This is a genomic window from Mucilaginibacter sp. 3215 (genome assembly GCF_050433785.1).
Taxonomy (GTDB): Bacteria; Bacteroidota; Bacteroidia; order Sphingobacteriales; family Sphingobacteriaceae; genus Mucilaginibacter.
In genome coordinates, this window is sequence record NZ_JBNPWO010000008.1 from 149,842 (window position 1) to 175,231 (window position 25,390).

Annotated in this window: 17 protein-coding genes; 3 read left to right on the forward strand and 14 right to left on the reverse strand. The window is 43.4% G+C overall.

From position 1 onward, the window contains the following. The first annotated feature begins 24 nt into the window (after nt 1-24). On the forward strand, nt 25-696 hold the full coding sequence (locus ABIC84_RS15365; protein WP_426582462.1) for a hypothetical protein: 672 nt from the start codon (nt 25-27) through the stop codon (nt 694-696). Between the two features lie 163 nt (nt 697-859). Here ABIC84_RS15365 and ABIC84_RS15370 read toward each other — a convergent pair whose 3' ends face one another. The 4 genes from ABIC84_RS15370 to nagB all read right to left on the reverse strand — a co-directional run bounded on the left by ABIC84_RS15370 (nt 860) and on the right by nagB (nt 7,573). After that, entirely contained in the window at nt 860-3,721 is a 2,862-nt protein-coding gene (locus ABIC84_RS15370) for a M16 family metallopeptidase (protein ID WP_429264098.1), read from the reverse strand. A 71-nt stretch (nt 3,722-3,792) separates the two neighbouring features. Next, complete coding sequence (locus ABIC84_RS15375; RefSeq protein ID WP_429264099.1) at nt 3,793-4,338, reverse strand: DUF2059 domain-containing protein; 546 nt, start codon at nt 4,336-4,338, stop codon at nt 3,793-3,795. Between the two features lies 1 nt (nt 4,339). Continuing rightward, complete coding sequence (locus ABIC84_RS15380) at nt 4,340-5,452, reverse strand: acyltransferase family protein (RefSeq protein WP_429264100.1); 1,113 nt, start codon at nt 5,450-5,452, stop codon at nt 4,340-4,342. Nucleotides 5,453-5,653: 201 nt separating this feature from the next. Continuing rightward, on the reverse strand, nt 5,654-7,573 hold the full coding sequence (gene nagB, locus ABIC84_RS15385) for a glucosamine-6-phosphate deaminase (RefSeq protein WP_429264101.1): 1,920 nt from the start codon (nt 7,571-7,573) through the stop codon (nt 5,654-5,656). 442 nt (nt 7,574-8,015) lie between these two features. Between nagB and ABIC84_RS15390 the strand changes: the two genes are divergently transcribed. Continuing rightward, entirely contained in the window at nt 8,016-9,209 is a 1,194-nt protein-coding gene (locus ABIC84_RS15390) for an anhydro-N-acetylmuramic acid kinase (protein WP_429264102.1), read from the forward strand. Nucleotides 9,210-9,290: 81 nt separating this feature from the next. Here ABIC84_RS15390 and ABIC84_RS15395 read toward each other — a convergent pair whose 3' ends face one another. The 10 genes from ABIC84_RS15395 to ABIC84_RS15440 all read right to left on the reverse strand — a co-directional run bounded on the left by ABIC84_RS15395 (nt 9,291) and on the right by ABIC84_RS15440 (nt 23,787). After that, nucleotides 9,291-10,193: a sugar transferase gene (locus tag ABIC84_RS15395; RefSeq protein ID WP_429264103.1), complete on the reverse strand. Its 903-nt coding sequence runs from the start codon at nt 10,191-10,193 to the stop codon at nt 9,291-9,293. A 121-nt stretch (nt 10,194-10,314) separates the two neighbouring features. Then, nucleotides 10,315-12,267, reverse strand: a complete 1,953-nt coding sequence (locus ABIC84_RS15400; protein WP_429264104.1) for an OmpA family protein — start codon at nt 12,265-12,267, stop codon at nt 10,315-10,317. A gap of 1 nt (nt 12,268) precedes the next feature. After that, nucleotides 12,269-13,267 (reverse strand): PorP/SprF family type IX secretion system membrane protein, encoded by a 999-nt coding sequence (locus ABIC84_RS15405; protein ID WP_429264105.1) that lies wholly within the window; start codon nt 13,265-13,267, stop codon nt 12,269-12,271. Beyond that, nucleotides 13,264-15,996, reverse strand: a complete 2,733-nt coding sequence (locus ABIC84_RS15410; protein WP_429264106.1) for a gliding motility-associated C-terminal domain-containing protein — start codon at nt 15,994-15,996, stop codon at nt 13,264-13,266. Before ABIC84_RS15410 ends, ABIC84_RS15405 begins: the two co-directional genes overlap by 4 nt. Before the next feature lie 638 nt (nt 15,997-16,634). Next, the gene (locus tag ABIC84_RS15415; protein ID WP_429264107.1) at nt 16,635-18,119 is read right to left on the reverse strand and encodes a lipopolysaccharide biosynthesis protein; all 1,485 of its coding nucleotides are present in this window, start codon (nt 18,117-18,119) and stop codon (nt 16,635-16,637) included. Beyond that, entirely contained in the window at nt 18,116-19,252 is a 1,137-nt protein-coding gene (locus ABIC84_RS15420; protein ID WP_426582484.1) for a glycosyltransferase, read from the reverse strand. Before ABIC84_RS15420 ends, ABIC84_RS15415 begins: the two co-directional genes overlap by 4 nt. Nucleotide 19,253: 1 nt before the next feature. Beyond that, nucleotides 19,254-20,021, reverse strand: a complete 768-nt coding sequence (locus ABIC84_RS15425; protein WP_426582486.1) for a class I SAM-dependent methyltransferase — start codon at nt 20,019-20,021, stop codon at nt 19,254-19,256. Nucleotides 20,022-20,296: 275 nt separating this feature from the next. Further along, a complete protein-coding gene (locus ABIC84_RS15430) occupies nt 20,297-21,304 on the reverse strand; it encodes a LamG-like jellyroll fold domain-containing protein (RefSeq protein WP_426582489.1) in 1,008 nt (335 codons plus the stop codon). A gap of 102 nt (nt 21,305-21,406) precedes the next feature. After that, entirely contained in the window at nt 21,407-23,413 is a 2,007-nt protein-coding gene (locus ABIC84_RS15435; protein ID WP_426582491.1) for a TonB family protein, read from the reverse strand. Nucleotides 23,414-23,415: 2 nt separating this feature from the next. Continuing rightward, entirely contained in the window at nt 23,416-23,787 is a 372-nt protein-coding gene (locus tag ABIC84_RS15440; RefSeq protein WP_426582493.1) for a BlaI/MecI/CopY family transcriptional regulator, read from the reverse strand. Nucleotides 23,788-23,943: 156 nt separating this feature from the next. Between ABIC84_RS15440 and ABIC84_RS15445 the strand changes: the two genes are divergently transcribed. Continuing rightward, the gene (locus tag ABIC84_RS15445) at nt 23,944-25,347 is read left to right on the forward strand and encodes an MBL fold metallo-hydrolase RNA specificity domain-containing protein (RefSeq protein ID WP_429264108.1); all 1,404 of its coding nucleotides are present in this window, start codon (nt 23,944-23,946) and stop codon (nt 25,345-25,347) included. Nucleotides 25,348-25,390 lie beyond the last annotated feature (43 nt).

Below are 25,390 nucleotides of genomic sequence, written 5' to 3' on the forward strand. Positions count from 1 at the left end.
AACTATTAAATTGGTTATGGTTATATGACGATCAGAAATAGCTTAATAATCATTTCGATAGCCATCTGCCTTTTGGCCTGCGGCAACAATTCAAAAAAAGAAACAACTTTAGCCGATACCAATCACATACCCAGGGATACCACAGGCCAGCATTCAGGCAATAAAAACGATACCTCCGTCCACCATACCATGGCACTCGATACTAACACGGCCAACACCGTTCACTCGGACTGGCTGATAACTCCCGGCAAAAGCATCGGGCATATTATTTTAAATGATGATGTGCAAAATGTGATAAAGCAATTGGGCAAGCCTGATAGCTCCGACGCGGCCATGGGCAGTTCATTGATGGTCTGGTTTGCCAAACATGATATTACCCGTTATCGTACCGCAGTTTTTTCGCACCGCAACATGGGCGGTAAGGATGAATTAATAAGTCATATACAAAAGATCCTCATAACATCGCCGCGGTTTAAAACCCGCGAGGGCGTAGGTGTAGGTTCACCCAAACAGGATATTCAAAAATATTATTCATTAAAGCCAACCTCTACCTACACCAACAATGGCGATAAGGTGCAGATTTATACTGATTTGGCTAAAGGGATCTCTTTTGAAATAGGTGGTAGCGGCCGTTGCGTTGGCGTGGTAGTGCATAAAGCCAATAACACTGCAGTGGCTTATTTGAATATGCATTGATTGTTTTCGACGTAGAAACACATAGTTGCGTCCTGGGCATACAAATCACGATAATTAAGCAAAGCCGCTTGTCCTCCGGAAGACGCAAATGTGATGCGTCTCTACAAATAAAGAAGGCCTTCCCAAAACGGAAAGGCCTTCTTTATTATGATATCGACTATCCTTATTTCTTTTCGGGCATCAATATCAGTTTAATCAAATTTTTACCGCTCAGGTATTTATTGGCGGCATCTTTGGTGCTTTGAGGGGTTATTTGTTCAAGGCTGCTTACATGCCCCAGGATCTGATCAGGATTTTCGCCGTTCTGCGATGTAGAGGCAAGATATCCTGCCCAGAAAACGTTTTGCTTTAGCTGCTGCTGGGTTGAACGGGCTTCTTCGGCAACAAATTTCTGGATATCTGCCGGTAAGGCGCCGTTCTGTTTAATTTTGGCTATCTCCTCCATGGTAGCGTTGATCAGCTTATCCACATTTTCGGGTGCGCAACCAAAAGATATGGTAAAAGTGTAACGGCCTCCCGGAATTTTATGATAGCCGGCCCTTACCCCGGGAGCATATACACCGCTTTCCTGCTCACGTAGCCGTTCAATCAGTTTAATGTTCAGTACTTCTTCCAGCGCATCTACCTGGATATTGTTAGCTTCATTGTAATCATAATCGCCGCTAAAAACCAATTGTACTGTGCTTTTTTCACCTACCCCTTTATTCACCGTTTTGGTGATCAATCCTGCAGGCGGCTCAATATTCATGTTTTTGTAAGTTTCCTTGCTGTTGGTTGAGGGCAAACCGCCAAGGTAATGCTCAAGGTATGGCTTAATTGTTTCTATGTTAAAATTACCCACCAGTGTAAAGGTAAAACCACTGGCATCGGCAAAGCGTTTTTTGTAAAAATCGTAAGCTTTATCAAGTGTTGCCGCATTTAACCTTGGTAAGGTAGTTACCATACCACGGAAATTATAGTTACTTAATACAGCCGATACCGTATCCTGGTAAACACTTCCAGGATCAAGCCCGCGGGTACTCAATATAGACCTGGTTTGATCGATGTTGGCATCCCAGATGTCTTTGTCTTTACGCGGCTGGGTAAAGTACAGGTAAATCAACTGAAGGGCTGTTTCAAAATCGGCTGGTGAGGTATTTCCCGAAATACCCTGTGCGAACTCACTGATATACGGCGAAATACTCAGGTTTTTGCCGGCCAGTTTTTTATCAAGCATACCCTGGTTAAATTGCGCTATACCGCTACCGCTGATGATAGATGAAGCCAGGTTTGCCGACGTAAATTCATCGTCACTTGCCAGTGATGTACCGCCAAAAGCATAACCGTTTATCAGGATCTGATCGTTACGGTATTCAGTAGGTTTTAAGATCACCTTTAAACCATTGCCTAAAGTAAGCGTGGTTGTACCAAGGGCCTCATCTGTTTCTTCTTTAGCAACTTTAGTACCTTCAGGAACTTTGGCCAGCAGTGGGTCACTTGATACATTATCAATATAGGCAGTTACATTTTGGCCGCCTGTGGCAATCCAGTTGAGCAAGGTTTTTTCATCGGGCAAATTAGCTTTTTCTTTATCCGGGGCCTGTACTACCACCACACGGTTTTGATCGCTGATAAATTTACCGGCCATAGCATTCATATCGGCCAGGCTTACTTTATAGATATTGCCTATATAAAAATTGTATTCATAGCTAATACCCGGGATAGCTTCGCCGGTCAAAAAGTTAGCCTGGTATTCACGTACAAAATTTGCCGAAGGGGTTTTATCCCTCTCCCTGTAAGCATTCCCAATACCAACCAGTGCATCCTGCTTGGCGCGTTCCAGTTCGGTAAGGGTAAAACCAAATTTGCGGGCGCGTTCAGATTCGGCCACTACGGCTTTAACCGCTTTTTCAAGTTCGCCGGGTTTGGCGACAACCAGTGAAGTATACGCATCCTGGTCGCCAATAAAATTACCATAGCTGGTACGGCCATATAAAAACGGTGGATTAGGTTTTTGCAGCAACTCGTTTATGCGCGAGTTAAGCATCTGGTTAAACAACTGTATCCTTACCTGCTGCATGTAGTCGCCGGTAGTTTTAGTAACCGTGCCGGGATGTTTTACAATTATCTGTGCAACAGTGTATGGATACTCGGGATCCGTAACAATTTTTACCGCGGTACCCGGTGTTGCAGGTACGGAATATTTTGTCCTCGGCTTTTCGGCGGCCGGGTTTTTAAGCTGTGAAAAGTTTTGTTTAATGAGCGCCTCAACACGTTTTGGGTCAAAATCGCCCACGGCAACAACAGCCTGCAAATCCGGGCGATACCAATCCTGGTAAAAAGCTTTGATGGTTTCCGGCTTAAAGTTTTTCAGGATGTATTCTTTACCTATAGGCAAGCGCAGCGCATACCTTGAGTTGTTAAGCAGCACGGGCAATGTTTGCTGTTGCAGGCGTTCCTGGGCATTTTTGCCACGAAGACGTTCTTCTTCCAAAACAACGCCCCGCTCTTTATCAATTTCGGCAGGATCAAAGCTTACATAACCGGCCCAGTTAGCCAGTATATTAAAGCCTTTTTCAAACACGCTGACGGTATCAGTTGGCAGAGGTAATTGATATACAGTTTCGTTAAATGAAGTGTAAGCGTTTAAATCGGCGCCGAATTTTACGCCTGCTTTTTGCAGGTAGTCAACCATCTGATTTTTTGGAAAATCGCGTGTACCGTTAAAAGCCATGTGCTCGGTAAAGTGGGCCAGGCCCTGCTGATCGTCATTTTCCAAAACAGAACCGGCTTTATTAACCAGGTAAAGTTCGGCCCTGCTTTTAGGCTCAACATTGGCACGGATATAATAAGTTAAGCCATTGGGTAATTTACCAATGATCACATCCTTGTCAACCGGTAATATATCGCTCTTGGCAGCAATGGCCTGGGTGCCGGGTTTATTTTTAGGCGACGGAACAGGTTTCTTTTTTACTTGTGCAAAAGCACTTCCGCCCGAAAGTGTTAAAGCCAATAGGGCCAGCGGAACGTATTTGTTCAGGTTCATTATAAAGTTTAAATAGTCAGGGTACTAAGATGCAAAACGAAAGTCTTAGTTACAAAGTATTGTTATGAAAATTAATGTTTTGTAGCTGATTTTGAGGCTGGTTTTTTAGCGGGAGCCTGATTAGCCGGAGCCTGGTTAGAAGAACCAAAAGCATCCTGCATCATTTGTGTTAGCTCATCTTTATGTTCTGCAACGGCATTCTGGCCAACCATCATCCCCCTTTGCATTAACGCAGGCAATTTTGAGCTTACTTTTTGTCCTATCGGTGAGCTATAAAACACAGAAATCTGATTAAGTTCATCTTCAGTAAATTCTTCAGCATAAATAGCTGCCATCTTATCTTTAAGCAAATCCCAGGTAAAGTATTTGTTCATAAAGGTTTTCATCACATCAATGAATTTGGCACGCTGCTCTGCAGGCATTTGACTACTTGAAGTGCTAATGATATTATCCATCATTCCGCCAAACTGTTTATCTATACCAATAGAAACTAACAATTGCTCAGCGGCCTTTAAATGTGATTGGGTAATAGTTTGAGTGGTTGTTTGCGCTTTTAAGCTTGAAAAAGAAAACAGGATGATTCCTGTTAATGCGATAAGTTTAAGTTTTAGGTTCATATTAAATTTTGATAAAGATCTTTTTGATGTAGAGCACCCACATCACTACCCATAAAATGAGTACCGTAAATATAGCGCTAATCAACGAAGCATTTACAGGTGAAAAATAAGGAGCAAAAAAAGTTTGATAAATAGATGAGCCGTTTATTTTAATCATCCCCATATAATGCGGAATAAAGCCCGACAGCACATAAGCTGTTATGGCATTTGCACCAAATACCACAAAGGGATAAGTAAAGCGTTTGCACCCTTGTACGTCAATAAGCCAGTAGCATAAAGCCAGCCCAATGGTTGCCAGGCCGCCGGTATAAAGCACAAAGGAACTTGTCCACAAGGCTTTGTTAATAGGAAAAAACAAATCCCAGAACAAGCCTGCTATAACCGCGATTATTCCGTAAACAAACATCCAGTTAGTTTTGATGTTGTCATCGCGGTCCCTACGTTTTAGCCAGCTGCCCACCCTAATGCCAAACAGGGCTGTGGCAACGGCGGGAATAGTTCCCAGCAAACCTTCCGGGTCCCAGGTATGCGATTCGCGCCAGAGGTGATCGGGCGTAAATACCAGCCTGTCTATCCATGCCCCCATATTGGTTTCGGGCTCCAGGTTGGCATAACCCACGCCCGGTACCGGGATAAAGGTCATGATGATAAAATAACCTATAAGCGCTCCGGCAAAAATCCAGTCGCGCGTTTTTTGCGATGTCTTGAGATAAAGCACCGTGCTGATGAAATATACCAGGGCTATGCGCGGCAACACACCTGGCAAACGTAAATGAGCCAGCCCGGTATCGGGGTGAAAGATCAGTTGAGTTATCCAGGGGATCAGCAGCAGGATCACAGTACGGCGCAGCGCCTTCAGGATGAGTTTACTATGCGATACCGTAGCCTTTTTACTTTCCATGGCATATATAACCGATACGCCAACCATAAACAAAAAGAAAGGAAAAACCAGGTCGGTAGGTGTACAACCGTTCCATTTAGAATGTTCGAGCGGTGCATAGATATGTCCCCAATCGCCAGGATCATTAACGAGGATCATCATGGCGATGGTAATGCCCCGGAATACATCAAGGGAAAGAAGCCGTTTTGGTTTTTCGGTTATGGTTGAGGTCATAGGCTACATTAAAGAAATTCCCTCCCTTGGGAGGGGTGCGTTTGGAATGTGCATTGGCAGGGAGGGGTTTATACACCCTGTCAAAAACAAGGCTAATCGATGAAACCCCTCCCTACACCCTCCCAAGGGAGGAAATCGCACATGGCCTTCAATTATTACCCCATTGCCTGCTTCCACAAGACAATGAGGTTCTATAAATCCTTAAAACATATATCGTTTAAACGCTTCCATGGCCTCATATTCCGCAAGGCCAAGACGATCATAACGCTGGGCGGTGTCGCGGGTGCGGTCTTCTGCACGTACCCAAAACTCCCTTGCATCATCGCCCGGGAACACAGGCCTGTCCTTTTGCGACTGGTGTTTGAAAATAGCGTTACGTTTGCGGATCACCTCCTGCGGCGACAATGGTACTGCCATCTCTATCTCATGTGTTTCAAACTCGTGCCATGCGCCACGGTACATCCACAACCAGCAATCTTCTACCCAGGCTTCTTTGCCTTTTAATCTTTCGAGTGCAGCTAAGATGATCTTGAAGCACACCAGGTGCGTACCGTTAGGATCTGCAAAGTCACCTGCCGCGAAGATCTGCTGTGGTTTTACTTTTTGAAGCAGGTCGATGGTTAATTGAATATCTTCCTCACCTACCGAGTTCTTCTTCGTTTTACCGGTTTCGTAAAACGGTAGTGCCATGAAGTGGATATGATCATCCTGTAAGCCTGCGTATCTTGCGCCTGAAATCGCTTCCGTTTTCCGGATGAAGCCTTTTACGTTTCTGATTTCCTGGGTATCAATTTCGTTTGGTTGTTTGGTTGGGAAGAAGGCACGCATATCTTCATATGACTTTTGAAGATGAGCGGTGTCTTCGCCGATGCTCTTTGTGAAATCGATAGCAAACTCCATGTACCTTAGCACGTCATCATCCCAAACGGCGGTATTGCCTGATGTTTGGTAAGCTACGTGTACATCATGCCCCTGGTCTACCAAACGGATAAAGGTACCGCCCATCGAGATTACGTCATCATCCGGGTGTGGTGAAAAAATGATACTTCTCTTTTTAGCAGGCAGTGCCCTTTCCGGTCTTTGCGAATCATCCGCATTCGGTTTGCCACCCGGCCAGCCGGTGATGGTATGCTGAATCTGGTTAAAAATATCAATGTTGATATTGTATACCGGGCCCTGCTCTACTGCAAGTTGCGCCATGCCGTGGTTATTGTAATCTTCTTCCGTTAGTTTCAGTACCGGTTTGTTAACCTCATTGGCTAACCAGATCACAGCCTTTTTCTTTAACTGGTTATCCCACACGCAATCTTTTACCAGCCACGGGGTATCAAACCTGGTCAGTTCTGATGCAGCATCTGCATCCAGTACAAACTCTACATGTTGTGATAGTTGCAGGTAGGTTGCAGGTACTTCGCCCGAGATCTCTCCTTCTACCGCTTTCTTGATGATCGGTGCTTTCTTCTTGTTCCAGGCCATCAGGATGATTTCCCTGGCTTTGAAAATAGTACCGATCCCCATCGTGATCGCTTTGGTTGGCACATTCGCCTTACCACCAAAATCCCTTGAAGCATCACTCCTGGTCAGATCGTCAAGCGTTACCATCCTGGTTCCTGAATTTGGTGCAGAACCCGGTTCGTTGAAGCCGATGTGACCTGTACGACCGATACCCAGGATCTGAAGGTCTAAGCCGCCCAGTTCTTCTATCTGCTTTTCGTAAGCCAGGCAGTAGCCTGCTACGGCTTCTTTATCCAGTGTACCATCCGGGATGTGCACATTGGCTTTATCTATATCAATATGGCTGAACAGGTTTTCATACATAAAAGTCACATAGCTTTGCGCTGCTGTGGGCTTCATGGGGTAGTACTCATCCAGGTTGAAAGTGATCACATTCTTAAAGCTCAAGCCTGCTTCTTTGTGCTGCCTTACCAGTTCGGCATATACCCCTATCGGGGTTACACCGGTGGCAAGCCCTAATACCGCTTTTTCGCCTTTAGCTTGTTTCGCGCGGATCAGATCTGCTATCCGGTTCGCTACCGCTACCGAGGCTTCCTGCTGGTTGCTATATACGCTTACCGGTAACTTCTCGTAACGTGTCTCTTCCAATAAATTTAATCGTGCCATGAATCTTAGGAAATGAAAATGAGGTTAGTTGTTCAAAACAAATATATCAGATATTTACATAGTGCCGTTATTATTTTAACTTTTGCGGTAGTGTTAACCCATCTAAATGGGGTTAACACGGGTTAACAAATTTCAAATCTTTAAAATAGAAAACATTAATAATCAACAGTTTAAACACAACCATGGGTTACACTAAACTGATATTTTCGAGCAATTAACACATCCAAACGTTTGCCCCTGTTATTGACAAAAGCAAGTGCTGATGAAACTTGGCCCGTTTAACCGGCATCAGGCCATAAAACAAGTATCATTTGATACTGATAGTTTGCCAATATCATTATCTTATTTCGTTGCTATATTAACAACAAATCATCGTTACTAAAATATTAAATGCATTTGCCCCAACTTTTGCGGGTTGCCGTACAAATAGTAATTTAAGCCCATGATAGCATTGAACCATAACCTGCAGCACCTATTTAGCATCGCTCAAAAACCATCAAAAATGGGTGTCGGCCTAATGTCCGGCACCTCATTGGATGGGCTTGACATTGCCCTATGCAAATTTACCGGCAATGGTTTAAGCACTCATTTTGAGCTGGTACAATTTATCACAATCCCCTATCCGGATGACTTTAAGCTGCAAGTTCAGCAGGTATTTGCCCGGCGTAATGCAGATCTTGAAAAGGTAACTTTACTTAACGCTTATATCGGCAGCTATCACGCCGAACTGATATTACAGGCACTTGGTCAATGGAAAATCGACCCACAGGAGGTTGATTTTATCGCCAGTCATGGTCAAACTATTTACCATGCCCCCCAGCGTTTACATCAGCATAAAAACTACCCTAACGCCACCCTGCAAATTGGCGACGGCGATCATATCGCCGTAAAAACCGGCATATTAACCATCAGCGATTTCAGGCAGAAGCATATTGCTGCCGGAGGAGAGGGCGCTCCGCTGGCCTTATATGGTGATGTATTATTGGGCAATAAAACCGGCCAAAACCGGGTGCTGTTAAACATAGGAGGCATTGCTAATTTAACCTGGCTTCCTGGTGACGGTGATTTTAACGGTGTGCTCTGCACAGATATTGGCCCCGGCAATACACTCATCGATGCTGCCTGCCGAAAATATTTTGATAAGTCTTTTGATGAGGATTCAGCCATAGCTTACAACGGGCAGGTAAATGATAATCTATTAACGGCGCTCCTCTCCCATCCATTTTTTGACGAAAAAGCCCCTAAAACCACCGGACCAGAACTGTTCAACCTTGCCATGGTTGCTGAAGCACAGCAACGGTCAGGTATCAGGCAAATTAGTGGTAAAGACCTTATTTGTACCCTAAGCGCCTTCACCGCGGCATCTATAGCCGGTTTTGTTAAGGAAAATATCGCAGGGGATCATATTAAAATTTTTACCAGCGGCGGCGGGGCACGAAATCCATTTGTTATTGGGGAATTAAAAAAACTATTGCCCCAAGCGGCAATAGAGGATAGCAGTTTACTTGGGATCAACCCCGATGCCAAAGAAGCTATATTATTTGCTTTATTAGGCAATGAAGCCTTATGCGGTGAGCCGATCAGGATCGGTGTTAACCCGGCAGTATTGATGGGAAAATTCTGTTTTCCGGTTTAACGGGAAGTTCAAATTGATTATTTCCAACGCAGAGAAACATCACATACGTCTATACATTTGCGCTGTAAACGCCTAAATAGCTTATCGTCCCATCTGCTGCTTCACGAACCTTCTGATCCGCTGCAGCAAGGTGCCCTTTCTGTTTGCCAGGAAATTTTTGATAGCTTTATAAGCCTCTTCATTCTCCTCTATGGTGTCGGGAAATTGCGTTACCTGTTTGCGTGCTATTTGCACATGGTACATATCCTCTTTATTGGAGTGTACGCCAGTACCATCATGACCTATGTTTTGAATAAGCGACTGTGAAGGGTTCAGCGTCAACCCGTTCTTCAAAAAGATAGAGGCATACCAGCGAATGGCCCATGAATTATTTTTACCGGCCTTAAACTGCTCTATCTGCTTCCAAAAATTCATTTTCCCTTCTATCGAAAACCGGGCTATTTTCAGCGTATCAAACTGATCAATCAGCTTATCAACATCGGGTTCAAAGTTTTTCCAGGCACGGGCCCAGGTTGCCCACCCCCAGCTGGTGGCTGCCCGATAAAAGAATGTTTCGGGCAGTTTTTTGTTGTGCAGGTTGTACATATAGGCACCGATATGCATTACCTGTTCCTGGTTTGCATATTTTGTTAGCGCGTCATTAAAATACTGCAAGGTATATGGAGAAGATAACAGATCGTCTTCAAACACAATCACTTTGCCATATTCATACACCAACTGTGTTACCCCGCTGATGATGGATTCGGCCAGACCGAGATTATGATTACGCAAAATAACTTTTACCGATTTAAAACCGCTTATATCGTTTACCAGTTGCCTCACCTGTTCAACCTTTGGCTTATCGGCATCAGTTTTGGCTGCATCGCAAAAAATGTACAGGCGCGATTCATCGGCCAGTAAATTTTGCTGCAAATAACTGATGGTACGGCGGGTATGGTCGGGCCGGTTATAAACAAAAAGAGCTATCGGGGCAAGATTTTGCATGGTATGATTTCAGCAGATCAGGTATTGCAATTTAAACGCCTTGCATTAAGTCGGGCATTTAATTTGCAAGGCAAAATTATACCATAACCTTCCGATTGCAAACAAATAAAATAATTTGTTTTTATTCTGCCGATTTTACCGTAAATGTGGTCCGCCGGTTAAGCTGTCTGCCTGCAGGGTTATCCTTGCCATTTGGTAATTTGTTTGGGGCAACGGGCATTCTTTTCCCGTACCCGCGGGCTGTAATGCGTGCAGACTTAATACCTTGCAATAACAGGTAATCAACACAAGCCTCCGCGCGGGCCTGCGATAATTTCATGTTAGCGGCGTCGGTGCCTATCCCATCGGTATGCGAGCCAAGCTCGATCTTAATTTTAGGGTTATCGTTCATGATGGCCACCAGTTTATCCAGCGTATCAAATGATTCGGATCGGAGATGGGCGTTACCAAAATCAAAATAAATATTCTCGATAGTTATCTGAACATTGATCTTATAATTCTGCAGGCAAATTTCGGGGTTAATGAGCGTATCAATACCCGGCTTTACTATCGGTGCAGGAATAACTTTGGTAAAGTACCCCTTTTGCGAAATCTCCAGTTTATACCTTGGCAGTTTTTCCTTTACCTGGAAAACATAATCGCCTTTGGCATCGGTTACTTTAACAGCCAAACCCATTTTTACGTCCGGATCTTTAAGGATCACCCTTGCCCCTGCCATACCACCGTTAGTGCGGCAATCAATTACACGGCCACTGATATATAAAAATTTATACTGCCCGGTAAACAGGCTTAAGCAGCAGTCAGAGCCGCGTGCCGAACTCAGGTAGAATTTATTTGGATTGGTTGGATCAAGGCTGTAGTACAAGTCGTCTTTAGATGAGTTAACCGGGTAACCTAAATTAACCGGGGCCGACCAACGACCAAAATCTCCTTCGCTGCGGTAAACATCAAAGCCGCCCATACCGGTAAAACCATTCGAGCTAAAAAACAACACTTTATCAGCCTGGTCATAATATGGCGACTGTTCATCATATGCTGTGTTTACTGCATCGCCCAGGTTACTTACAGTTTTCGGTTGCCCGGCATCATCAAGGTTACTTTCCCAAATGTCGTCACCGCCTTCACCGCCGGGCCTGTCTGATGCGAAAAACAATCGCCGGCCATCAGCGCTAACAAAAGGGTGCTTGGAATTATAGCCTTCGGCGTTAACAGTATTATTCAGCTTTACCGGCTGCTGCCATACGCTGTTTATCAGTTGACTAAAATAAATGGCAGATACTGTTTTCCCGTTCTTTTTATACCACCGGGTAAGGTACATCCTGGTGCCGGTACCATCAAGCGCAGATGTAGCGTATTCAATTTGTCCATCTTTATCAAACGCGTTAAAGTTTGTGGCAAGCGCTTTAGTTGAATCGAGGATGGCCGAACTGTAAACCCTGTTGGTATAAAACTTATCCTTATCAACCAGGCGTGATGAGGTAAACCAATACCTGCCCAGGTTAACGGTAAGGGCGTAGTCGCCCTGGTCTTTATTTAAGAACACTAAAGCCGATACATCAACGGCGCGCGGGTGTTCCAATTGCTTTAATGCATACTCGCACGAGATTATTTCTTTTTTAGCGAGAGCGGCATACTGCGGATCGGGAGCATTGCCCGCAAACTGCTTTAACTGGACCAAAGCTTCATTATACTTTCCGTTTGCCTGCAGGCAGATGCCGTACCAAAGCGGTATTAACGGATATTGGGCAGTTGGTGCTTCCTTAGCCAATTGGGCATACCATATAGTAGCATCAGTATAGTCTTTATACAGACGATATGATTCGGCCAGGCGATAAATGATGTATTGATTAGTCTCAGCCTTTTTTGAACTGATTTTTTTTACAGCTGATGAACGCGGCACATTGCTTTTTGGCTCATCGGTTGTACCATCGGCAATATGCTTGTAATAATACGCGGCAGTATAGTACTCGTGCCTGCTAAAGGCGGTGTCGGCCAGTGCCCTGTAGTTTTTCGCCTGTCCAAATGAAACCAACGGAAAAAACAATAGTAAGAAATAGGGTAATAGTTTTTTCATATTATATCCTTGGGCAAATTGGGGCCGGAGAATCAGCGTAGCGACTAAATATATAGCTTATTGATAGTTCAAAACCGCCGCGGCCTGATGTAACCGCGCGAAGCCCTGAAGTATTAAAATCATAACTGGCACCAATCACCATCCTGCGGATATGGTAACCAACGTTGGCAATTGCAGCATCCTGTACCCGGACCATACCACCGAGTACCAGGCCGTTATCATCGGCAAACTTAAGTTCAGAATATAGTCCGAAAGCTTTGATCTCGCCTTTGCCTTGTTTAACGTAAACTGCGTTTGGGATCAGGTCAAAAAAATCAGACGCTTTTATACGGACACCGCCATGCGCAGTAAACCGCATTGGCAATTTGCTGGCTATACCACCCGCGGCAAATGGATCTGTTACATCATTGATATGGTTAATACTAAGTCCGCCAAACAAATTGGCTTTATTCATTGGGTCGGCATTGTAATAATAGATACCGGCGCCTGCATCAAATACCGTTTTTGACGAATAACCAAAATTTTCGAAATTGGGCAATGTAGGGTCGAAGCCGCTGTTCGGGTCGTACTGGTTATCAGACTGGAGTTTACCCGGATCAAAGCTGCGGCTGATAACACCCGCCTGCAAGCCGAAATGCAGCCGCTGATTACCATCACCTGACAGCGTTATGCCATAACCAAATGAACCATAAGCTGTAAAGTAATTGTACCCGGCAGTGCCTGCTTTTTGATCAAGGATATTAAGGCCGATGCCCACTTTATCGGTTGGCTTGAAATCGGCCGATACCCCTGCTGTGCGGTAGCCATTGCTGATGTTTGCCCACTGGTCCCTGTAGTTGGCAGATAAGCGTGTGTCGCCGTCAAAAACGCCCGTAAGCGCCGGGTTAAGCCAAAGCGGGTAAGCGTAGTATTGTGAAAAATGCGGATCAACCTGCGCCTTCACCGTTCCTCCAACTGCAAACTGCAGCGCTATTGTAATAATGAGTAGTAGTTTCTTCATCTTAATAGCGTAATTGTTCCTTTTTTATTCAATAGCGCCCCGTTATTCATTGCCGCTTTTAAATAGTATACGTATACACCCACGGGCATCAATGAGCCTTTATAATAACCATCCCATCCTTTGTTAACATCGGTTGATGTAAAAACCAATTGTCCCCATTGGTCATACACATTAAAGGAAAGTGTTTTAATATTTTTTCCATGTGCATAAATAATATCGTTATTCCCGTCACCATTGGGGGTAAAGTTGTTGGCTACATATATTACATTGTTATTATCGATGGTGGCGGCGGTAACCGCGGCCGAAGCCCCGCTAAGCGTACATGACGATGCTCCCAAAGCCTTCACTGTGATGGTAACAGACTCGTTTAGGCCAAGGCCGTTCACTTTATGCGTTAAACCGTTACTGCCCGAACTTGGCGCAGTATAGGTTAAACCATTGTTGGTACTTACCAGGTAACTGGTAGCGCCACTTACCGCGCTCCACTCAAAAGCTACGCTTGATGAGGTGACTTCGCCAACCGTTACTACAGGCTCATCAAGCGGTTTGGTCATCTGTACCTGCACTGTGACTCTTCCGCTGCTGTTACACCCAGTGCTGTTGGTTGCTTCCAGGTAATAATTTTTTGCCGATGTTAAGTTAGCCGTAACATATGTATTGCCCTGAGCAAGCAGGTTTCCACCGGTCGGTGCATCATACCAGGAAATAACTGCCCCGCCTGATGCGGACGCGGTTAATGTGGCACTGGTGCCCGGGCAAACAGAAGTGCCCGAACTGCTTACTGTAACCACCGGCAACGGAATGATAGCTACACTAACCGTCCCCCGGGCCGAAGAACCGCACCCTGCAGCGTTAACAGCCTGTACATAATAGGTTGTTGCCGCTGTTACGTTGCTGATTGTATAACTGGTCCCGGTATGTAAAATATTAGCATCGGTGGCGCTGCCGTACCAGTTATAAACAATACCACTTTGCGCGTTTTGTATGGTAATTGTTGTTGCGGAGCCGGAGCAAACGCTAACGGTGCTTTGTGTAAATTGCGGCACCGCCGGTAATGGCGAAACAGTTACCTGTATTGTTGTTAAAGGACTGCTGCAGGCGCTGTTAGATGCCTCAACATAATAACTTTTGCCTGCGTTTAAAACAGGAGTTTTGTAGGTAGTACCCGTGGCAAGTATTGTAGTTTTAGCAGGCGAATCATACCAGTTGTACGTTAACCCGGCCTGCGGCGAACTAATCGTTAACGTGGCTGCGGTTCCCTGGCAAATGGTTAGGCCCGATGCTACGGGCGACGGTGCAGGCGGAGGTGTTAAAACCTGAACACTGATCACATTACTTACTATTGGGGTTGTACAGGTACCTGACGATACTATACGGCGGTAGTAAGCGCCCTTGCTTAATACCGGCGGGCCATAACTTTTTGACGTGGCCCCGGCAATATTAGCAAAGGTTATATTATCGGCAGATGACTGCCATTGGTATGAAAAAGTACCGTCACCACCGGCAGGCGTACTGCCCGTAATTGCCGAAGGGTTACCGGTTACACAAAAATCAGTAACTGTGGGGGCTGTGATCTGATTATTGGTTACCGCTATCACGGGCTTCACAGTTAAACTTATCTTTCCGCGTGATGTAGAACTGCAACCTGTTGAACTAAGTCCCTCTACATAATAAGTTACCGCTGATGTTACTTTTTGCAATACGAAAGTACTGCCGGTATGCAAAATATTGGCATCAGTTGCAGTACTATACCAGTTATAAATAACACCGCTTTGCGAATTTTGTACACTGAGTGTCACTGTTGAGCCCATACAGGCTGTAACCGTTGTTTGAGAAAACTGAGGCACAGCAGGTGCCAGGGTAACCTTTACCTGTATTGTTGCTAACTGGCTGCCGCAAGTGCCGTTTGATGCTTCGACATAATAATTTTTTCCTGCGTTTAAAACAGGAGTAGTGTATGAGGTACCTGTAGCAAGCACCGTGATTTTAGCCGACGAATCATACCAGTTATACGTAAACCCGGCCTGCGGCGAGGCAACTGTCAATGTAGCCGGGGTTCCCTGGCAAATGGTTATTGTTGACGCTGCAGGTGATGGAGGTGGTGGTGGCGTTGAAACCTTAAGGAGCACTACATTACTAAGCGCCGGAGTTGTACATGCCCCGGACGAAACCATACGGCGATAATAAGTATCATTGTTTAGCACCGGCGGGTCATAGTTTTTTGATACAGCACCCGAAATATCATTAAATGTTGCGTTATCTGTGGATGATTGCCATTGATACGAAAAAGTACCATCGCCCCCCCCGGGCACACTACCCGTAATAGCCGCAGGATTGCCTGTTGAACAAAATTGGGTAACAGCCGGCGCTACTATCGTATTGTTGTTTACCGCTGCTATCGGCCTTACGGTAACATCATAATAAGAATCATAATCTACTACGCCGGCGGTAGAGATCTTGCGGCGAAGGCTGTATACAATACTCGAAGCAGATGTATTTGTTAACGAAGATGTGATATAATCTTTTTGAGTATTTGCCGACGGCGCATTTACCCAGTTCCCGTTGTTATTTATTTGCCATAGGTAACTATCGGGAACGGGGCTTTTTATATCGCCGTTAAGTACAGCTGCAGCAGCGGAGCAAATGGTAATTGCCTGCAGGGGGGCAACCGTAATATGGTATGTAGTAAACCGTGGTTCAACAGACCGCGGCTCCGTGTTAACAGTCAATGGGTTTTCAAATGCCCGGCTAAACCCAGCGAACGGGAGAAAAAACAGGCAAAATATTGCCCATAATACTATTTTATATAGAGGTGCAGGTTTAGGGCGCATAGTTTAAATTAACGGATAATGATAATAATTATCTTTCATATTACTAAATTTTCAAAATATTTTAATCATTAACGAAATAATTCCAAAGCCAATCCGCGTTGAGTTGACCCAATCAGTTATGTTAATTAATTATTTTATTGTTAATCCAGGTTTATTAATATCGTTGTATTACAACGGTATCCTAAGCTCTTCTACGATACAATTAATTATAATGTTTACATTATCAAAAAATTTCAAACTAAGCTTTACTGCAATTGAAGCTATTACAAATTTTACCTTTTAAAGGTGAGTGCAAACCCGTATCAGTTTAGTGTATGATGTGAAAAACTATGAATTATTAATAGCCCCAATTTACAGGAAGCACATTGGATAAGGGCCTGATGAAGGGACGGTCTGCGGCGCTACTGATTTTATTTAATTAACCATAAAGGGTAAATGCAGCCCGGCTAATAACATAAACGGCAATATTATTGTGAGCTGGTGACAATAAAACTATATAAAGGCCAGGAATATTATAGCAATTATCACAACCCAACTCATACCTTTTTCAGGATGCGATCAAATACTATATTAATATCTTCTGAAATTTTTAAAATATATGCCAAAAACACGTAAACCACGCCCACGATAACCGATCTGTAAATCATATCTGCAAATACATTCTTTAATGACGGAAGATAAAGCCCGATAAGCAGGCAAACCGTAAAGATCAATAATATATATACGTGTGCCATTGCAAGAGGCTGCAGGTTAAACTTAATTTTAACAAATAACCAATAAGCAAAGTTTAGTACAAACATGGTGATCAGGTATGATAAGGCAGCACCCATCATGCCTAACATAGGTATCAGGACCAAATTTGACAGCACACAAAAAACCACCCCCGAAACAATAAAAACAGTGGTAAGCTTGTAATATTTAGATACATTCATGATGTAGCCATTTAACCCTCCTGTCATATCAACCAGAAAGGCCACGCCCACTATAATAAATACATTGAAATAATTGGCGTACTCAGGTTTATGTAACAACATTATAATAAACGACCTGTTAATAACCAAGCCTATGAAAAGCAGGCAGCCGATAAGCATTTGTACTACTGATGTTTTGTAATAAATTTTACCAATCTTGGCCAGATCATTGGTAACCCATGACTGGGCTATGATCTGCAGTGAGGTGCGGCTCAATGCCTTGGCCGGTAAACTTATCACTACCGCAATGGCGAAAAACGTACCATAAATACCTACATAACTAAATGACTCTTTGGTAAGCATGCTCAGCATCAGGGTATCAAGGTTCTGGATCATTACAAAGGAGCTGCCACTTAATACTGTAAAAATGCCATAGCTCAAAAACGTTTTTCTTTCGCTTAGCAGCTGAGCACCAACAGTCGAAAACTTAAAGTGCCGGCCTTTGCTAATATAGGCAAGCAACACCAATACAGCCACCAGGTTAGCCGTTATATATATCATCAAAAAAACATGGTAATCAACCAGCTTAATGGCTATGAGCAAAACGCCCGCGGTTGTGAACAAACGTAACCCTACTTCGCGCAAAAAGGAAGAAAGTACATTTTTAAATACCGTAAGCGCCAGGTTTTCCAGAACAGAAAATACAAGCGTAAAAAATGACAAAGGAATAAGGTAATAGAAATACCTGATTAGTAGCGGAGCCCCATTCTTATTCTTATAATAACTAATAATAAAATCCTTAAAAACTACAAAAAGCACCGTGAAGATCGCAAAACCTATCAGGCTCCAAACAGTAACAAAAGATGCGAAACCGCCATGTTTTTTATCGTCGCTGCGATAGTAAGGGAAATATTTAAGAATGATATTACCAATACCTAATCCCGCAAGCTGTGCATAAAGCAGCGATATGGTCCCCATCAAAATAAAAAAACCGATCTCTTCTGTGGTAAGGATCCGCTGAAAAAGAATGATAAGATTAAAGAAACCTAAAGCAACCCCTGCATACAATATGAGGCTGTTAAAAAATCCCTGTTTTTGTAATAGGTTCATCTAATTTTGTTATTGCTGATGCTGCTTTGGATAATATGATCAAGCAAAGCGATGCGCTTATTTATATCATAGTTTTTGACAATATGATCATGAGCAGCTAACCCCATTTTCGCGGCTAATTCCACGTCGTCCGCAATACGCCTCATTTTAGCTGCCATATTATCGATATCATGTTCAGCAACCAGAAAACCTGTTACACTGTCAATAACAGCCTCTTTTATACCGGCGTGAGCTGTACTTACGATGGCCAAACCTGCAGAAGCTGCTTCAAGAATGGTATTGGGAGTTCCTTCCATATCACCATCGGCGGCCGTTACCGAATGCTGTACAAAGCAACGTACTTTTCCCATAAGTGCGCGGATCTCGGCAGACGTCATTACACCGGTCAACGTTACACTATCTGTAAGGCCAAGTTCTGATATTAGCTGCTTTGTATTATCAAAAAGAGGCCCGTCGCCTACCATCCATAAATGAGCTTCCGGAAAACCCAAATGTACCTGCATGAAGGCCCGGATGACCGATTGAGGCGATTTCTTTTCAACAAACCGGCCAACCGACAAAAAAGAAGGACCGGAGTTTAATATATCCGTCAGTGGAAACTTAGCTCCATCAACGCCATAAGGATTGAGATGTATTTTCGATGCCGGGGCACCCATTTTTTTTAAAGCCGTAACCATATCGTTCGATACCGCAACAATTGCAGAAGCATAATCAAAGGCAACACGATAAAGTGGCAAATATTTTGCTATCGTGGGCTTATGATGCGCATCTGCACCATGAAAATGAATAATCAGTGGTACACCGGCCATTTTACAAGCTGATGCAATCATTGCACCTACCATACCATATTCGGCAAGTACAACATCGGTCTTATTTTCCTTGAGATAAGCAGAAAGAGCCCTTATGCGAACTCCTATTTCCTTTTTTTTAAAAATTCTTTTTTGAACGAGATAAGCTAACAGCGAGACCTTTGAGCGGATAAGAAATTTCCCTTCATGGTCATAAAGCGGAAAGTCGCCGCCATAAAGTACTTTTTTGTTCCCCTCCAACCTATCAATATGAGCTTGTATAAAGGTTTCAGAAAAGGTGGATTTATTTGGCTTAACTATACACAAGTTGAACGTATCTTTCATATCAACCAAGTTTTCTCTTCACGTAAAACCTACGAAATACGCTGCTAAACTTATTAATGGCTTTGTTTATAATACGCTTTGCACGTTGTGAAGATGTAACGGGCTTGGGATAAAAGAAAGCGGCCTCAAAGTCGTCATTTTTTTCCAGTACAATGTGGGCATAATCACCTACATTCCAAACACTTTTGGATTCATACAGTATTACTTCTGCACCTATATCGGCAGCCAGTTTGCCAACGGTTTCAAAAGATATATGCTCATCAACCGGCTGCATGGTTTCCGGCTTGTTTACCAATGACCATTTAAGGTTATGCGGTGTGGGCACGGTTAAAACTATCCGCCCCTTATTACTTAATATTTTTGCAAGAGCTGCGTGTACCTCCGGCCTGTCAACAATTGCAATATGCTCATAAACATCCATAAAGATGATCAAATCAAATTGCTCATCAAACGTATCTTTAGTAAGTATACTTTCCCTAAAATCCAGTTTATTATCTGCAAAAAGCTTTTGGGCAACCTGTATAGATAAAGTGCTGATATCAATACCTGTTATAACCGCATCCGGCCAATATTTATGCATCCGTGAACAGATATTGCCCATGCCACAGCCAACTTCCAATATCCTGTTTGGTTTTGTTATTGTAAATCGTTTTATGGTTTCCCAGCCAAGCTCTATGCGGGGATTAACTACGATGTAGTCGTTAAGCTTATTTTTAACGTGTTCGTCGTAGTATGACACTACATTTTCGCGGTTTGGATTTTCGGTCATTACAGATACAGAGTAATATGGCTTTGCTTTGCAGGCACAAAGTTAATAAATAATATTAAAGGGGCTTTGGAGCCACGATGACATAGATAACCCTATTGCATTGTGCCTGTGTTTATTCTGTTATTACCTTTCACATATAGCTAATTACCAGTTTTAAATAACAAATAAACCCAGACTGGAACAACCTGAAAAGTTGCAATACCCGGTTGTATTAAAAAATAAGAGGACCGGAATATCATTAACCGGTCCTCTTATTTTAATTATCCGTGTAGCTCTTAATATTTCTTTGATATAAATAATTTATGAATTTCATAGGCACTCAACGCCCTGCGATAAATCCTTACTTCATCCATAGCACCACGTACAAGGTACCCGTCCGATGAAACACCCGGGTTATCACGCCCAATATACAGGTCGGCATCTGTGTTCATGTTAGGCACCGGCATATTGTTTGTTATGGTATCAAGCGTGCCGTCAACATAGATGCTTAGCTGATGTTTGGACAAATCGTAAACATTGGTAACTAAGTGCCATTGATTCAGACTAATTACCTGGGTTCCTCGGGCTGCGGCACTGCCACCGCCTGTGCCGTAAGTTACAATACCCAATGTTGAAAATCCATAACCTGTGATACCCCAGGCCCATCCGTTTTCAATGCCTGAATAATGCTTAGTTAATAGATTGACACCGTACGAGTAATTGTACTGATCTAACTTAACCCATGTACTTAATGTAATATTTGTATTGCTTAAGCGTAATGCCTGATTATCTTTTACAACAATATAACTGCTGAATCCATTAAAATAGAAAGCACTGTTTGCGTTTCCGAACCTATCAGTTGTTGACGATATGTCATTAGCTTTGCCATTATTTTTATAAGGCGAAAAATCGTTAAGGTTATTATTAAAAGGATAGTACGCCAACAAGCCAATACTTAAACTGTCCTTAACCGTTACTAAGCAGGTGGCTGTTTTGATTTTGGCAGAATCAGTAACTGATATCTTTGAAATACCTTCGTTCTTAACAGTGATCTTTCCTGTTTTAGAAACAGAAACAATCGATGTATCAGAAGATTGCCATGAAAATTTTGAGGTATCAAATGAAACAGGATCTACTTTCAAATCCATTTGCAATACATTACCGATGTAAGCGGTTAAAGTATCAGTGATGCTTATACTTTGAAGCTTTATAGGCTTGGGGCCAGGATTATTTTGTTCTTTGTGACAGGAAGAGTAAATGGCAATGACAATCAAAGCCAATAAAAGTGGTATTCTTTTTTTCATGTAATAAGGTGTTGGGGCTCAAAGGTATAAATATTTACATAAACAAGCCAAATACTATTTCTAAAACCGCCGAAAACCGAATAACAATAAATTATTGTGGAATCAATTATTTTTCGCAGGACTACCCCCAGCGGCCTTTTTCTTCGCGGCCGTCTTTGTAGTAACCAGCACTACACCATTTACAGCTCTTTCGCCATAAATAGCGACAGCAGTTTTATCTTTTAACACGTTTATCTGTTCAATATCGTTCGGATTAATTTTATTTAAAGATGATCCCTGGGCCAGGGCTACCCCATCGATAATAATCAAGGGCGCTAATTTGCTATTATACCCGTCTCCAATAATGATATGGGATTTCGTAGTATCAGTAACCGCTCTGCCTGTGTAAATAACCTGATTGGCCCCGGATGGATTTTCAACTGCACCAGTTTTATTTTCGCCGGGTCTCGCCGGCTTACTATCGGCCAGCGCAAAACTTATCGGAACGGAATATTGAACTTTTACCGCCTTTCCATTTTGAATACCCGGTTTCCATGCCGGTGATATGCTAAGCACCCTTACAGCTTCTTCATCGCAGCCTGAGCCTATCCCCCTCACCACCTTCATATTTGATAATGAACCATCTTTTTCAACAACAAAAGTTATGATCACCCGGCCCTGAACATTATTATCACGGGCGGCTTTAGGGTACCTGATGTTTGTTGCTAAAAACTTGCTAAATGCCTCAATACCTCCCGGGAATTCGGGCACCTGCTCAACCGATGTAAATACAGGTTCAGTACCTGATTGGGCCGAAGCTATTGAGAATTTTGCCGGCGTAACAGTTTTGGTGGTATCTGCATCAGGAGCCAGTGCAAAATTAATAGGTACTGAATACTGCACCCTCACTGTGCGATTGCCCTGCATCCCAGGCTTCCACTGCGGCGATAATTTCATCACCCTTAAGGCCTCATCGTCAAGGTCGCCGGTAATGCCCCTTACCACCCTTTGGTTTGAAAGCGAGCCGTCCCTTTCAACAACAAAAGTTATGATCACCCGGCCCTGGATCTTTTTCTCGCGGGCGGCAGCCGGATATTTGATATTAGTTGCCAGAAATTTGCCAAAAGCTTCCAACCCGCCCGGAAACTCGGGCACACGCTCAACCGAGGTATAAACCGGCGTAGTATCGGGAGCTGCAACTGGCCTTTCATCAGTTTGGGCCGGCCCGTCAATAGTTATCTCGGTTACTTTGCTAGCCGGGGTTGAAAATACTTTATCGGCCCTGGTATTTATTACCGTAATGGTATCACTATTATTGATTGTTGCCGATGAAAGGATCATCATCAAAATAAACAGCGGCGCAGACAATCCGTATTTAATAAGTGCCATACGGTGCGATTTATTTTTTTGCAGCATAACAATACGCTCTTTCAACAAACTTTTATTAAAAAATGAATTAACCAGGTTATGCGAAGGCGTATGGAATGTCTGGCTTAAAAGCAACATCGCATAATCGGCCTTGTCGGTACCGGCTTCAACAGCGTGCCTGTCGGCAATAAACTCGTGAATATGTTTTATTGCCCGGCGATAGAAATATACTATCGGGTTAAACCAGTTAATGATCATCACCAGCTCAATCAGCAGCACATCGGCCGAATGCCATTGTTTGGCATGCACATCCTCATGCGTGGCAATTGCTTCATTGGCCTCCCCATCGGCATTTAATTTCACGGTTTTGAAAAAGGAATAGGATACCTGTGATTGCGGCTGACTAATCACCTTTTTTAGCTTAAACAACTGCCAGATCAATCTGAGCGATAAAAAAACGATACCCGCCGCATATATAATAAACAACACCTCCCCTATACTAATAGGCGATTTTTCAATAGGTTTAAAGCGATAAACCAATACCGGGCTACTGTACAGGGTATACTTTACCTGCTGGGTAATAAATAGATTTTGCACCCAATCGGCCTGGATAACGGGTATCATAAATGATAGTAAAGCGGCACTTACCAGGTAAAGCCTGTTAAGCTGAAAAAAGGTTTCTTTACGAAGCAAAAGCACATAAAACCCGTAAAACAGCAACAGGTATATGTTTACCAGTAATAAATATTGCCACCAGTTCATAATTATTTTTCTTTTAGTTTTTCAATCAGTTTCATGATCTCATCGGCCTCCTTCAGGTCGATCTTTTCCTTCTTTACAAAAAATGAAAGCATACGGTTAACAGAGTTGTCAAAATAACCGCTCAGTAATTTGTCGGCAGCAAAATTCTGGTATTGCTCCTTGCTGATTACCGGGTGATACTCATGGCTTTTACCAAACGCTTCATGCCCAACAAAACCTTTTGTTTCCAGGATCCGGATAATTGTCGATACCGTATTGTAAGCTGGCTTGGGCTCGGGCAATTGTTCAATAACTTCTTTAACATACCCTTTTTTTAACTGCCAAAGCACTTGCATTATCTGCTCTTCGGCGCGGGTTAACTCTTTAATTTCCATGTGCGTACTTTAAATATTAATACCTCGTGTATTAATGTGTTTAATTGGTTAAACTAAGGTAAGCGATGTATTTTAAATTTGCAACTAAATTTTTAGTTATTAATTTATTAAACTTTTAATCACCATCTTCGTTAAGTTGATCACATCTAATTATACATGAACATAACCTTCCATGGTGCTGCCCGTAACGTAACCGGCAGCAAGCATTTACTCCGCTTAAACGACGGTACCAGCATATTATTAGACTGCGGCATGTTTCAGGGACTGGGTGAGCAAACCGAAGAAATGAACGAACATTTTGGCTTTAATCCTAAAGGTGTAACGCACATGATCCTTTCGCACGCGCATATTGACCATTGCGGTTTAATTCCGCGGCTCGTTGCCGAAGGATTTGAGGGAAACATTTATTGCACCCCGGCCACAATGGACCTTACACGCATCCTGCTGCTCGATTCGGCAAAGATCCAGGTACAGGACACCGAGTATAGTAATAAACACCGCATCCGCAAAGGCTTGCCGCTGCTTAATCCTTTGTACACCGAAGAGGATGTGATAGAGGCCCTTCGCCTGTTCAAAATTGTTGAATATGGCGAAGAGTTTGAAATTACCCCATCCGTAAAATTCAACTTTACCGATGCCGGGCATATTTTAGGCAGCGCGGCAGTGCATATTACCGTTACAGAAAACAGCAGGGATACCCACATTACTTTTAGCGGCGATGTTGGCCGCTATGACGATCTGCTGTTGAAAAACCCGCAAACATTTGAGCAGGCTGATTATATTTTACTGGAATCAACCTATGGCGATTCGCTGCATAGAGAACTGGGGCCTATTGAAGAGTCGCTGGTGGAGATCATTAAACAAACCTGCGAAGTAAAAAATGGCAAGGTGATCATCCCGGCATTCAGCGTTGGCCGCACGCAGGAATTACTGTACGCCTTAAACGGCCTGGAACTGAAAGGCATCCTGCCGGATGTTCCATATTATGTAGATAGCCCGCTATCAGAAAAAGCAACCGAAGTATTGATGAACCACACTGAGGTTTATAATAAAAATGTGCAGGAAGTTTTAAAAACCGATGCCAATCCTTTTGGGTTTAAGGGTTTGCGCTTTATTGAAAGTGTAGAAGAATCAAAGGCGCTGAATAACGATCCGCGGCCCTGTGTCATCATCTCCTCATCGGGCATGGCAGAGGCCGGGCGGGTAAAGCACCACATTAAAAACAATATTAATAATCAAAAAAACACTATTTTAATGGTAGGCTATGCTGAGCCAAATTCGTTGGGCGGCCGGTTATTGAGAGGTGATCATGAGGTACATATTTTTGGTGAAATGTATGAGGTAAAAGCCGAGGTCCGCTGCATCAAATCCATGAGCGCCCACGGCGATTATGACGACCTACTCCATTTCCTGGCCTGCCAGGACCCAGCACTGGTAAAAACCGTATTTCTGGTTCACGGCGAGTACGAAGTGCAGCAGCATTTTGCCGGGAAAATAAAAGCGCACGGTTTCCATCACGTTGAGATCCCGTATCAGCATCAGAAGATAGTTTTGGAGTAGGAAAATTAAAAAAGGCGTCATTGCGAGGCACGAAGCAATCCCC

Excerpts from the sequence above, each read along its gene's own strand:
- ABIC84_RS15375 (WP_429264099.1), bottom strand. The coding sequence starts at position 4,338 with ATGAACCTAAAACTTAAACTTATCGCATTAACAGGAATCATCCTGTTT.
- ABIC84_RS15420 (WP_426582484.1), bottom strand. The coding sequence starts at position 19,252 with ATGAAAGATACGTTCAACTTGTGTATAGTTAAGCCAAATAAATCCACC.
- ABIC84_RS15435 (WP_426582491.1), bottom strand. The coding sequence starts at position 23,413 with ATGAACTGGTGGCAATATTTATTACTGGTAAACATATACCTGTTGCTG.
- ABIC84_RS15400 (WP_429264104.1), bottom strand. The coding sequence starts at position 12,267 with ATGAAAAAACTATTACCCTATTTCTTACTATTGTTTTTTCCGTTGGTT.
- ABIC84_RS15425 (WP_426582486.1), bottom strand. The coding sequence starts at position 20,021 with ATGACCGAAAATCCAAACCGCGAAAATGTAGTGTCATACTACGACGAA.
- ABIC84_RS15445 (WP_429264108.1), top strand. The coding sequence starts at position 23,944 with ATGAACATAACCTTCCATGGTGCTGCCCGTAACGTAACCGGCAGCAAG.
- ABIC84_RS15370 (WP_429264098.1), bottom strand. The coding sequence starts at position 3,721 with ATGAACCTGAACAAATACGTTCCGCTGGCCCTATTGGCTTTAACACTT.
- nagB (WP_429264101.1), bottom strand. The coding sequence starts at position 7,573 with ATGGCACGATTAAATTTATTGGAAGAGACACGTTACGAGAAGTTACCG.
- ABIC84_RS15390 (WP_429264102.1), top strand. The coding sequence starts at position 8,016 with ATGATAGCATTGAACCATAACCTGCAGCACCTATTTAGCATCGCTCAA.
- ABIC84_RS15440 (WP_426582493.1), bottom strand. The coding sequence starts at position 23,787 with ATGGAAATTAAAGAGTTAACCCGCGCCGAAGAGCAGATAATGCAAGTG.
- ABIC84_RS15380 (WP_429264100.1), bottom strand. The coding sequence starts at position 5,452 with ATGACCTCAACCATAACCGAAAAACCAAAACGGCTTCTTTCCCTTGAT.
- ABIC84_RS15395 (WP_429264103.1), bottom strand. The coding sequence starts at position 10,193 with ATGCAAAATCTTGCCCCGATAGCTCTTTTTGTTTATAACCGGCCCGAC.
- ABIC84_RS15430 (WP_426582489.1), bottom strand. The coding sequence starts at position 21,304 with ATGAAAAAAAGAATACCACTTTTATTGGCTTTGATTGTCATTGCCATT.
- ABIC84_RS15365 (WP_426582462.1), top strand. The coding sequence starts at position 25 with ATGACGATCAGAAATAGCTTAATAATCATTTCGATAGCCATCTGCCTT.
- ABIC84_RS15415 (WP_429264107.1), bottom strand. The coding sequence starts at position 18,119 with ATGAACCTATTACAAAAACAGGGATTTTTTAACAGCCTCATATTGTAT.
- ABIC84_RS15405 (WP_429264105.1), bottom strand. The coding sequence starts at position 13,267 with ATGAAGAAACTACTACTCATTATTACAATAGCGCTGCAGTTTGCAGTT.